The 12,138-nt window shown below is 49.3% G+C and carries 12 protein-coding genes; all 12 read left to right on the plus strand.

The window, feature by feature from the left end; all coding sequences use genetic code 11:
* Positions 1–1,162: 1,162 nt before the first annotated feature.
* A complete protein-coding gene (locus AB7D94_RS13320) occupies positions 1,163–3,169 on the plus strand; it encodes a hypothetical protein (protein ID WP_420266387.1) in 2,007 nt (668 codons plus the stop codon).
* 305 nt (positions 3,170–3,474) lie between these two features.
* Complete coding sequence (locus AB7D94_RS13325; protein WP_420266388.1) at positions 3,475–3,852, plus strand: hypothetical protein; 378 nt, start codon at positions 3,475–3,477, stop codon at positions 3,850–3,852.
* Positions 3,853–3,891: 39 nt separating this feature from the next.
* Positions 3,892–4,185, plus strand: coding sequence for a hypothetical protein (locus AB7D94_RS13330; protein WP_420266390.1), 294 nt, complete (start codon positions 3,892–3,894; stop codon positions 4,183–4,185).
* A 25-nt stretch (positions 4,186–4,210) separates the two neighbouring features.
* Complete coding sequence (locus AB7D94_RS13335) at positions 4,211–4,624, plus strand: D-Ala-D-Ala carboxypeptidase family metallohydrolase (RefSeq protein ID WP_420266391.1); 414 nt, start codon at positions 4,211–4,213, stop codon at positions 4,622–4,624.
* 23 nt (positions 4,625–4,647) lie between these two features.
* On the plus strand, positions 4,648–4,917 hold the full coding sequence (locus tag AB7D94_RS13340; protein WP_420266392.1) for a hypothetical protein: 270 nt from the start codon (positions 4,648–4,650) through the stop codon (positions 4,915–4,917).
* A 55-nt stretch (positions 4,918–4,972) separates the two neighbouring features.
* Positions 4,973–5,410, plus strand: a complete 438-nt coding sequence (locus AB7D94_RS13345) for a hypothetical protein (RefSeq protein WP_420266394.1) — start codon at positions 4,973–4,975, stop codon at positions 5,408–5,410.
* Entirely contained in the window at positions 5,410–7,530 is a 2,121-nt protein-coding gene (locus AB7D94_RS13350; RefSeq protein WP_420266395.1) for a tail fiber domain-containing protein, read from the plus strand. Before AB7D94_RS13345 ends, AB7D94_RS13350 begins: the two co-directional genes overlap by 1 nt.
* Positions 7,531–7,683: 153 nt before the next feature.
* On the plus strand, positions 7,684–8,376 hold the full coding sequence (locus AB7D94_RS13355) for a hypothetical protein (RefSeq protein ID WP_420266396.1): 693 nt from the start codon (positions 7,684–7,686) through the stop codon (positions 8,374–8,376).
* Positions 8,377–8,472: 96 nt separating this feature from the next.
* Positions 8,473–9,405 carry a phage major capsid protein gene (locus tag AB7D94_RS13360; protein ID WP_420266398.1) on the plus strand — a complete coding sequence of 311 codons (933 nt, stop codon included), beginning with the start codon at positions 8,473–8,475 and terminating at the stop codon, positions 9,403–9,405.
* A gap of 68 nt (positions 9,406–9,473) precedes the next feature.
* Positions 9,474–9,887, plus strand: a complete 414-nt coding sequence (locus AB7D94_RS13365; protein ID WP_420266399.1) for a hypothetical protein — start codon at positions 9,474–9,476, stop codon at positions 9,885–9,887.
* A 75-nt stretch (positions 9,888–9,962) separates the two neighbouring features.
* A complete protein-coding gene (locus AB7D94_RS13370; RefSeq protein WP_420266400.1) occupies positions 9,963–10,628 on the plus strand; it encodes a phage adaptor protein in 666 nt (221 codons plus the stop codon).
* Positions 10,628–11,950, plus strand: coding sequence for a hypothetical protein (locus AB7D94_RS13375; protein WP_420266401.1), 1,323 nt, complete (start codon positions 10,628–10,630; stop codon positions 11,948–11,950). Before AB7D94_RS13370 ends, AB7D94_RS13375 begins: the two co-directional genes overlap by 1 nt.
* Positions 11,951–12,138 lie beyond the last annotated feature (188 nt).

The following is a 12,138-nucleotide window of genomic DNA, read 5'->3' on the forward strand; positions in this document are numbered from 1 at the left end:
TTATGACATCTGCTACCCCCACTGTAAAGATGGGGTTTTCTTGACGCTTACGTTGGTTCGCCATTGTATATGTAAACATTTTGAGTGTTGGTGTTATTAACAATAGATGAAACGGTGCTGTTTGAGTTATTATTTTGATTAACAACGCTGCTGTTTACACTAGTGATACTACTTGCAGTATTATTTCCATCGTTATAGTGCAAAGTTACATCTTTTTTATTTATGCTTAATATAAGCTGCTATCAACGTGGAAATGCTAAGAATTAAAGCTGCTTTAACGCCGGTGCTCAACTTTTTCACGACAACCTCCCTATGAGAAATTTACAAGCGTTTGTACAAAAAAACAGGTAGAAAAATAAGTGACAGCAACTCTTTTATATATTGCAGTACGTGTGAAATGTAGCCTGTCCCCTTTCCTTCCTCTTTGGTCAATTATCAATTGGTAATAACATACAGCCGACTGAATACCACACTCCCAATTGAGCCGTGTGTTCAATATCTCTGACATTTCCAGAGCCATCTCACATGTTCCCGTCACAACACAACCATACAGGCGTTGTGTAGCCCAACGATTGATGTGCTCTTACAAAATCATACAGGCTCAGGCGTCTGCCTATCCCTCTGCGTGATTCAGGGACACTTCGGTAATCCCTCAAAAAAATCCTCCTCATGCGCAAACAACCTAGTGCGATATAAGCAGCACCCATACATATATTATATTTATCAATTATAAAAGTCAACATAAATATAAAATATTATTGTGAGACATCAAAATGTTACAGGTACGTAACATCTACATAATTGTGTTACCTTTGTGTAACATTATTCTCGTGCCATGACATTTCAAATTGACTTTCACCCCAATGGATAGAGAGAGTAAATTTACCCCTAATCCGTCATTCCGGCTTGTCCAGAATCTTTTTGGCTTGAGAATGTGTAGAGACCGATTCCGGACAAGCCGGAATGACGGCAAGGCAAGGTGGAATGTCAGTAGGGTAAGGTGGAATGACGGCAGGACATGTTGGGTGGATACATTTTTTTGTCGCGGAGTGAGAGGCTGATTATACATTGTGTACTTTCAGAATAATCGGGTATAATAGCGTACCTGTGTTGTAGACATGTTTAGAACGATGGCAGGCCATATAGCCTATTATGGAGAGATATGAAACTTAAAGGTAAAAAGATCGCTGTGTTCAATGCCCTGCCTCATCATGGCAGGTTTCTATTTCCTATCGCCGGTGAGGCTCGTAAACAAGGGGCGGATATTTTGTTTTTTACTACGCTCGTTGACTACCCCTATGAGGGTGATGTCATTCGTAACGGGTTTAAGTGTAAATTCCTTATCGAATACGCCAACCATGAGACTAACGCCAAAATTAAGGCCGCTACCAAAGAACTCCTTGAACAGTGGACTCACATCAACTTCTCGTGGCATGGCTTCAGGCACTGGTCGTTGTTTCAGCAGCACAGGTCGCTCATCAGAAACGTAGAAGATTATTTTTGCCTCGATGCACTCATCAATCAGGAAAAGCCCGATATGTTTCTGACCCTCCACGAGATGAACCCGTGGGGTAAGCAAATCGGACATCTGGCCAAGAAATATGATATCGCCTACATCACCCTCCAGGAAGGCGATTACTATAACCCTATGCTTAATTTCTCCACCCACGCCGAATACTCTATGGCTAATCTCATCTGGGGCGCCCAGACCAGAGATACCCTGCTTGAGCATAAGTGCTCATTTCATAAACTTCTCGTAATCGGAAATACACATATTGACGACGCCATAAAAAAATTCACGCTTCCATCTACAATGAAAAGTATAAAAAAGGAACTGTCTATTCCAGTTGATAAAAAAGTAATCGCCTTTATGCCCAACACCCACTGGGGCGCTGTCACTGAACGCTCTGTATGGGTCGAGATGCTTAAAGACCTTAAACGCCCCGACTTAGTGTGCGTCTTTAAGTGGCACCCCCAAGTGACCTATCCCGCGTTTCTGGATATCAAAAAGATAATCGAAGAGCTGCTGCCCGGCGCAGTCGTCGTGTTTTCCTATGACCCGTATAAGATTCTTGCCATCTCAGACTACTGCGTCGTCATGGGCAAGACAACCCTCGGCGTTGAGGCCCTCGCATTCAGAAAACCGCTCTTTGATTTATTTAACATCATCAACGGCGAGGAGTACTATAAAGACATCGGCGTGGCCCAGTCCGTCTCCCCCGCCGGTAACTGGGACGCCCTGTTTCAGACAATCGAAAAGGGCATCCCCGACACAGTCAAAGAAACGGCTGATAAATTCGTTGACAGGGTCTTCTATCGTCTCGACGGTAAGTCAATCGAACGTGCGCTGGATGTCATATCGTTTATCTTTGAAACCAAAGACGCCGGTATCAGAGGTCGTGACGCCTCAGTCAAAATAGAATTAAAAAACGCCGCAATACCAAACAGAATCAGTATCGTAATCCCATCAGGTAAAGACTCACTGGCGATGATGACTACGCTGAATTCAATTTCATTGAACTGCCACCACGAGGACATCGAAATAATCATCGTTGCAAACGACGACAGCGTAAAAGAGATTATCCTCGCCGCCACAAGCGGTGTGGAAATCGTTGACTGTAAGAGCAACGACATCGCCGTCCTGTACAATCGCGGCGCAGAGGTCTCAACCGGTGAACATGTGCTGTTTATGCTCCCCGGTATCTACTACTACAAGGACGACGGCCTGATGGAGGCGTTAAGCGGCGGCATTGCCGGCGTTGAGCTGAGAAACCAGGATTTGACCCCCTACAACATGGGCGTTGGGATAGATTTTAATACTACGCCATATAATATAACTTCGCAAGACAAGGTGCCTAAGTATGTGAGCAGCGCGTTTTGTGCAATGACACGCCCCGTCATAGAGGCAATAGGCGGGTTTGACGAAAACGTGGAATACTTCATCGTGGACGCCTGCCTTGCCGCCGGGGACAAGGGCAATAAGGTTTCATTCGCACGCGACGCTATGATGATGGTCTTTAAATATCCAAACTTTATGCCCATCCCAGACTTAATGTACCACACAGGACAATGGAAAAAGTCCGCACGCTTCTTCGCAAGATGGTATAACAAGCTGGAAAAAGACGACGACTACCTGACATACGCCAAGGAAATGCTGAATACGCAGTAGCCCGGCAGTAAACAGTTTACGGCCCCCTTCAAGGTCTGCCAACCCTACATATATATGGCATGTAATACATAACGCAAATATGAGCTATAAAACGGAATTATTCTGCAATAAATATTATAAGTAGTATTATCAACGTCTTACGGCCTCCTGAGTTCATTTTATCCCTACAATTTCGTAGCATTCATACAATATCGTAGCGTTTTTTGCCATAAGTCGTGCTTAAAGAAATCCATGCGAATAGAAAAGTGGCGTCAGCGCTGGCTCTACGGGGCTTTTATGCGAATTTTGGACATATATATAAGGGCATGAGATTAAAGACTACTCAAAGGAGGGTTATGGAAAAGGATTCCACAGTGCTTGATGGTGACGAGGATATGAACACAGCGAAAGCGGCGGCTCCCTATTGCAGGACTGTTGACGCGCGGCGCGTCCTTGAGGGGATGGCCGTTGACCCATTGATTGGAATGGCCGAGCTTGCGCGCGACCCCGATGTGAAGGCAGATACCCGTGCGAAGATTTACATGGAACTTGCCCAGTATCTTTATGAAAAGAGAAAGTCGGCCAACTCAGAGGAGGCCATCCAGATGGAAACCTACGAGGAGCGCCTGCGTCGAATCAGAGGCGGCGATAACTTCGTGGAACACTCAGACACCCCGGCAAACGACGATGACCCCGATGAATAAGATGAGGAAGGTGAGGAAATCACCACAGGAGGCAGTGGCATGTTAATACCAACAGAGGAGTTCTTAATGGCCGTCGTCACGCTTGCTCGCCACCCGGAGTGGGACGCCATAAGGCGATGGCTGCAAAGGCAGCACGCACTGCAATCATTCAGAAACGACAATCAGCAGAAGGACACGCTCCTGAGAATGGGACAGGGCAAGGCCCAGTGCCTCGGCCAGCTCACAAAGCTCCTGACTCCAGAGACAGCGGCGAGGGCATTGGAGACCCTGAGGGTGGAAAACCATTCGCAGGGCGCGGATGACGACGCATTGAAATGCACGGCATTTTGCTAACAAAACTATACAGGAGGAGAAAACTATGAAAGAAAAGACCACAAGCGCCACAGGGCAGACACCCCCGGCGTCACGGAATGGAACCTCGAAATACTTTAAACCGGAGGATTTCACCTGCCGCTGCGGCTGCGGCCTTAACAACATCTCGCCAGAGCTTATCGCAACCCTTGACAAGGTTCGGGAGACAGCGGGTATCGCGCTTAGGATAACCTCCGGCAGCCGATGCGCCAAACACAACGAGGCAGTGGGAGGGGAGTCAGATTCGGCACATTTAACGGGGCTTGCCGCTGACATCGCCATAGTCGGCAGCCATGAAAGGTATCTGGTGTCTAAGGCCGCCATCGCCGTCGGCGTTGACAGGATGGGCATTGGCATGAATTTAGTCCATCTGGATATTGACAAGGATAAATCGAAAGAGGTGGCCTGGCTTTACGCGTAATGCGGCGGCCAAAGGGAGGTTATATGACCGATACACACGTATCTATGGAGGCATGTCGGGAGTGTCAGAAACGCCAGGACGAAAGACACGTGCATTTTGACAACTCCCTCGACGAACTCAACGGCGACCTGAAGGATTTCTGGAAGGAACTAAAGGATTTCCAAAGAGAGATAAAGCAATTCAAGGAATCCATAAACGGCATGTTTTCTAAACTCTACATGCTGATTGGTTCGGTGTTGATTACCCTGTTAGCTAATCTGTTTTTAGAATACCTGAAAAAGTGGGGACACTAAAACGGGGCTGCACGCCCCGCACGTATAACTGATATCCAACAAGGAGGATGGAACTTTGAAAAAGATAATACTAACACTTTTAGCAGCCGTTTCGATGATGATGATGTTTTTACCGCTTGCAAACGCGGACATGTTCGTCCTATACAACGACAACAAGACGGGCGATGGAGCGCCGGTTGACCTGTCTATGTTAACAATTAATGAGTTCAAGACATGGTCATGCGATATAGATGTGTCAGATAACTCAACAACCGCCGTAAGTGTGGCCATCAGTGGGAATCAATGCAATCCCGCACATTGCAGCCAGTCGCGGCTGAATAAGTATAGCCCAATGGCGATGGCGTTATACAGTTTGAATTCTACCGAGCTTGCCGCGGGATTCGCGTCATTTTCAATTGTTGATATGCCGGTTCAGAGGATACGCGCCAGCGTGGTTGCGCTTAGTGGCGGAACAAATCCGTATGTGACGGTTAGATGCACGGGGGTGAGATAATGAAGAGGATAACTGCTATAGCGGTTTCACTGATTACAGCCTTGCTGTTAACGCAGAGTGTGCCGGTTTATAGCGTCGGCCTTCAGCGCTGGATTGCCGCTCAAAGTGACAACGGTATGAATAATACCGGCAGCGTCAGCAGCCTCACAACCGACAACATAACCGAAGGGGTTCTTAATATGTATTATATGGATAACAGGACAAGGGCGGCGATGTCGGCCTCTGTGCCTCTTTCATACAACTCCTCAACCGGCGTGTTCTCCCTCGGCACAGTACCCATAACATCCGGCGGCACGGGATCAGGGACTACCCCGACTAAGGGCCAGATGTTAATCGGCAACGACAACGGGACTTTTAAATTAAATACCCTCAGCGCCGGCTCTAACGTAACTATTACCAATGACAACGGCTCTGTTACTATTGCCGCAAGCACAGGCGGCGCGCCAACATGGGGAAACATAGGCGGGACATTGTCATCTCAGTCAGATTTGCAAAACGCGTTCAACGCCAAAGAGCCGTCAATTGCCACAGGCACTATCGGTCAATGGAGGAATGGGACTAAGAACTGGTTTACCCTTTACTCGGACAACGTAACCGAAGGGACGGCCAATCAATACTTCACCGCGGCGAGGGCAGTAGCGGCCATCGGTTCGGGCAGCAGCGGCAAGTGGTACAACGGGACGAATAACTGGTTTCCTCTTTATACCGACAACATCACGCAGGGTACAAATAAGTGGTACACGGACGCGTCGGCACGGGCTGCCATATCGGTATCGTCTCCGCTTGTTTATAATAGCAGTACAGGCGTTATGTCAATCAACGGCTTATCTGCAACTCCGACATATGGACAGATAATGATAGGGAACTCAGACAATGCGACTTTTTCGCTCAATACCTTAACGGCAGGCTCAAATGTAACGATAACACCCGGCAATGGCTCTATTTCTATTTCCTCAACAGGTGTCGGGCTAAGCACATCCAACAAGTGGTATAACGGCACAGACAATTTCTTTCAACTTTACGCCGATAACGTAACCTCTGCCGTTAAAAGAACGACAACTACGCTTGGTGATACTATGTATGACAATGGAACGGCATTAGTCCGGCTTGCTGGCAACCAATATACGCAGCCACAGTTTTTACAGTCAGCAGGTTCAGGGTCGGCGGCAACTGCTCCTACATGGGATAATTCTACGGGCAGCGGCAATGTAGTGTTGGCGACGAACCCTCAATTTACAGGGAATATCGGCTTAAATATAGCAGCAAGTAGTTCAAAGGCAATAAACATACAGTCTGCATTATCAAATTCAAGTACTGAGACAGGTTTAGTAGTGGGGCCGACATTTGATTCATCTGCAACGGCAGCATATGGTGAGTATATTGGCCTGACTGTGGGAGCTGGAAGTTATACCATAAATAATATGTATGGGCTGTTTATAGATTCTCCGGCTAAGGGCAGCAACCCAACCATAACAACTAACTATGGGATATATGTTGCAGCTCAAACACTTGGCGGCACGAATTATGCTCAAATGTTTTCAGGTGGTCTTTATACTACCACAGGTGTATCATGGACAAATGGTTCGTCTGTAAGATGGAAAACTAATATAGACAACTTAACTGGCGCACTACAACTGGTAAATCAACTGCAACCTGTACGTTTCATGTGGGATGCCGAACATGGTGGCACAAATAGTATTGGGTTTATAGCGGAGGATTTTGGGAAAGTAATCCCTGAATTAACAGATGATGACCCTAATGCTCCAGGGTATAAAATGGGAATCCGGTATGGTGAGATAACATCGTTGTTGGTATCGGCGTCGAGAGAGCAGAACGCACAGACCAATGGGTTAATAGAATCATTTGCAGGGGCTTTAACTAATTACAATAGTGTATTTGTTATGCCAGAGAGTGTGCCATTGAACAATACAACAGCTCGTACGGGCGTAATCAACGGCGGACTTCAGCTTGCGCCTGGCACACAAGTAAAACCTGTTTGCGATGACAGTCATAGGGGTACGCACTGGTTTGTGGCGGCCTCGGATAACAGCACAGACTATGAGGAAGTATGCTCTTATGTGTCGGGCGTTATTGGGTGGAGGAAAATCACGTGGCAATAAAGAGGTCAGTTACCTCTTGTATCGTGTAATAACCGGCAAAATCGAACATCAGATAAGCACGGTCAACAACAGGGAAGACATAAAGGCGATTCTTACGAATCTCACTAAAGTCGTCGTACTTCACGACGGCGAATAAACCACAGGAGGATAACTATGGAAACAATCGTAAAGCTGGAAACACCTGAGACAGACTTACTTGTCGTTAATTCAAATCTGCCAAACCAAACCGTCCCGGCTGACCAGGATGGTGATGTCCTGGCAGGGCAGCAGGAAGGAAGCGCAACCGTAAACGTAAACGGTACGGATACGCCTTCAGAGTATCTCAGCGATATTTATAAGGCCATGGATGAGGATGAGGATATCTCCGCCTTTCGTGTGGAAAACCCCAATATATACAACGCGGTAAGAAAGATGCTGACTATCGCCGTGACCGAACTAACAAGCGAAGACGGTGATGATACCGAAGATAATGATGACGCATCCGAAGTTATTGTTGATGACGCCGGTGATGCTCAGGCAGCCCCTGAAGCGCTGACGGATATAACCCCGGCAGTCGAAACTCAGGGCAATACAATGACTCCCGTTGTTAAAGTGAGACCTGACGAGAAAGTGGCTGTGGCAGCCGCGCCACCTGAGGCGCAAAAAATAGACAGGTACGCCGTCCCTCCACGCGCGGTCAGCAATTCGGCCAAACCCGTCGGCAGCGACGATGCGTTTACCGCTTCTGAAATTCATAATTTTTACAAAGATGTCGTCAGAGGCCGCTACAAAGGCAGGGAAAAAGAGGCGGACGCGCTTGAGTCCCGCATATTCCGCGCGGTCAAAGAAGGCAGAGTAACCGCTTAATCACCAATCAGGGCGCACATTTGTAAACGGCGTTTTTGACGCCGAAATCAACAAGCGGGGGCTAAAATCCCCCCCAAAAAAGCAGGAGGATAAACTATGGCATTTCCCAGAACAGCAGGATACCCCGACTACAGCAGTACCGGGGCAATGAAGTTTGACCGCGCACTGTGGTCAGGCAAGCTCATCAAGAAGTTCTACAGGACATCCGTCATACCCTTCATAGCAAACATTGACTATGAGGGCGAGATAATGGAACAGGGCGACCTTATCTATATCCGCGCGGTACCGGATATCACCATAAGGGATTACGTAAAGGGGCAAAAACTAGAATACGAGAGGCCGGAGACAGGCCCGGCCCTTGACCTGGTAATAGACAAGGGAAAGTACTTTGCCTTTTCCTGTGACGATGTTGACAAGTGGCAGTCGGACTTAGACCTGCTCGATTTATGGAGTAACGACGCCTCGATTCAGTTAAAACTGGTCGTAGATTCGGACATACTTTCGTCCATACCGGCAAGCGTTGACCCGTTAAACGGGGGAACTACGGCAGGGGCAATCTCCATGAACATCAATCTGGGCAGGAGCGGCTCCCCCGTGCAGATAACAAAGAGCAATGTCCTTGATTACATTATTGACTGCGCCACGATTCTCGACGAACGCAACGTGCCTGAGACCGACCGGTGGCTCGTCATTCCCGCGTGGCTTTCGGCAATGATAAAGAAGTCCGACCTCAGCAACGTTGCCAGAACCGGAGACGATGAGTCATCAATAAGAAACGGCATGATCGGCATGATAGACCGCTTTACCGTTTATAGCAGCAACTATGTCTCTTCGGCTGCTGAGAGCGGCGGACTGGGCTACAACGTGATGTTTGGCCATCTGTCGGCCCTTACATTTGCCTCTCAGATATTAAAGACCGAGACCCTGCGCGCCGAAAGCACGTTCGGAGATTTGGTAAGAGGGCTGATGGTCTATGGCTATAAGGTGATAAAACCAGACGCAATGGGCGTACTTTACGCCTCAAGATAATCCATGTCCCGACTAATATGGGGGCCTTCGGCCCCCATAAACCCCTGTAAATTAAGGAGGTCTTACGTATGGCAACAGTAGATTTAACCGGCGGGCAGTCCGCCATTCCATTTGATGGCCTGAACAAGCTGTATCGCATCAAAAACAGGCTCGATTTCACCGCGCTCAACGTCTCAGCGTCCGATGTAGTTCACGCCGTAAAGGTAAAGGCAAACACCCATGTCAAACAGGTGTATGTAAAGCTGATAGCCCCTGAGGGGTCAACCGCGACATGCACCGTAGGCGACGCCACTCATGCCAATGGCCTGATTGCCGCGGCGAATCTAAACGGTACGCCGGGCAGCATAACCCAAAGCACCATAGGCGACACCTACGCCAACGGCTGCATCTACACGTCTGACTCTGACATACTATTCGTCCCGGCAAACAACCTCTCACATACCGTAGCGGATATCCTGGTGGTCTGTCAGGACCTTCACTAAAAACCAGCGGGCTGGGCGGCCACCGTTATGCCGGACGCCCAGCCACATCAGGCCCATCACAATGGAGAGACGCCGATGACATTAACAGAAATACTTGCAACAACAAGAGCAATGCTCGATGACACTGCCACGCCATACCTATGGCCGGACGCGGAGCTGGTTGTCTGCTTAAACGACAGGCTTTCTGTCCTGTGCGCTGAGACGCTTTGCATAACCGACTCGACCACGCCACAGATATGCCATGTGGCCCTGGCCAAAGGGACGGCAAGCTATGCCCTTGACAGCCGCATTGTCGCTATCAAACGCGCCGTGCTTGTCGGCACTGGAACGCCGCTTTTTAAGACCACACAGGACTCGCTCCTGCGGTGGTATGGCCTGTGGCAACAGTTTGAAGGCACGCCGGCCTATTATATGCTTGATGTCCAAAGCGGCTTTATCACGCTCCATCCCATCCCTGAAAGAAATGACACCGTTGCCCTTAGCGTCTATCGCCTCCCGCTTACTGAAATGTCTGCCGCGTTTCCAAACGCCGAACCGGAGATCCCACGCCGCTTCAACCGCACCCTGATAAACGGCATTTTGGCCCTGGCTTATGAGAAGTCCGGCTCAGACACGCTAAACTCTGAGGCCGCTAAGACTTACAGAGAGCTTTGGCAAAAAGGACTGGATGAGATCAGACGCGAATCTCTGGTCAACGGCCACGCCTCCTACTCTCTCAATGACATTATGGGGGTGATATAATGGGAAACGTTTACAGGGAATTCAAGGGGCTTGCCAATGTGCTGCCGCCAGAGCGCATAGGGTTTTCGTATCTGAGTTCAGCACTCAACGTTGACATAGACGACTCAGGTTTGATCAGGCGAAGACCCGGGTATAAGAAGGTCTATGAGGGTGCGGTGCATTCGCTGTGGAGCGACGGGCGCGTGTGCCTTTTTTGCCAGGGTGGGCAGCTCATGGAGCTGTTAGCCCCTGAAACCACAGGCGGCCCATACGCTGGTCGTTGTCTGAGGCAGGGCCTCACAAGCGGCCAGCGCATGGCATACCTTTCACTCAACGACACGGTATATTACTCCGACGGCGTCGTAACGGGCGCTATTGATACCCGTGTCCACACGACAAGGACATGGGGGATGACGCCCCCACCGGCACCACAATTATCTCCCGCGGAGGGCAATCTTCGCACGGGGAGATACGCCATAGCGCTTACATATGTGCGCCGCGGCGGGGCATACTCCCCAAGCGGCGGGCAGGAAAGCGGCACCTCTGTCCTTTCATCCATAGACACTGCCGCAGGTGGAATAACCGCTACCGCCACCGCCTCAGACGACCCCGATGTTGTGGGCATAAACCTGTACATGACGACAGTCAATGGCGAGACGCTATATCTGGCCATGAGGCTTCCAAACCAAAGCGCCGCCGTTTCCCTGAAAGACGAACCAGCGCCTATGCTTACCGCTGTTACAGAAGGGCTAAAACCTCCCCCTGCCGGACATCTCATGACCTACTACAGGGGGCGCATCTACACAGCCGCCTACGATGTCCTCTACTACTCGGAGCCTTTTGCCTTTGAACTGTATAATATGGCGGCGAACTGGATACCATTCAGCGGTATGATAACCCTGCTTGCCGCCGCAGAAGACGGCATATTCGTGGGTACTCAGGACAAGCTCTTCATGTTACGGGGGGCAACGCCGGACAAATTCACACTCCATAGCATATCTGACTGCGGAGCGGTCATTGCCACACAGGCAACAGGAGAAACGCGCCACAGCGACAACGGCACCAATTCACTAAGACGTACGCTGCTTTGGGAATCACGGCGCGGCAAGTGCAGTGTTTCCTTAGAGGGTGGCTCAGAGATAAACTACGCCGCCGAGGGCATATATTCATACGAGAGCGGCCTCACAGGGGCTGGCATTGTCCAGCGGCGTGGCGGGATGAACCTCTATATAAGCGTGATGAAGGGGGTTATCAACGGAGGCCCGAGGGTTAACAGCTATATGGAAACCGTTTACGCGGGTGGAGCGCCAACACTGCCGCCCATCTCAATAAGCGCCTCATAAGCGCCTCGTAAAATATCATATTAACTATGGTAGAGGGTTCTCTGGATTCCTGCTTTCGCAGGAATGACAGACTACAGAGGATGAATAACCGTACAGAGGTGAATAAGCAGATAGAGGTGAACAACCATAGAGATGTGTCATTCCTGCGAACAGACTGTGTCACAATAGTAAAGCAGCCCCCCCCCCCC

Source organism: Candidatus Magnetominusculus dajiuhuensis (genome assembly GCF_046044395.1).
Taxonomy (GTDB): domain Bacteria; phylum Nitrospirota; class Thermodesulfovibrionia; order Thermodesulfovibrionales; family Magnetobacteriaceae; genus Magnetominusculus; species Magnetominusculus dajiuhuensis.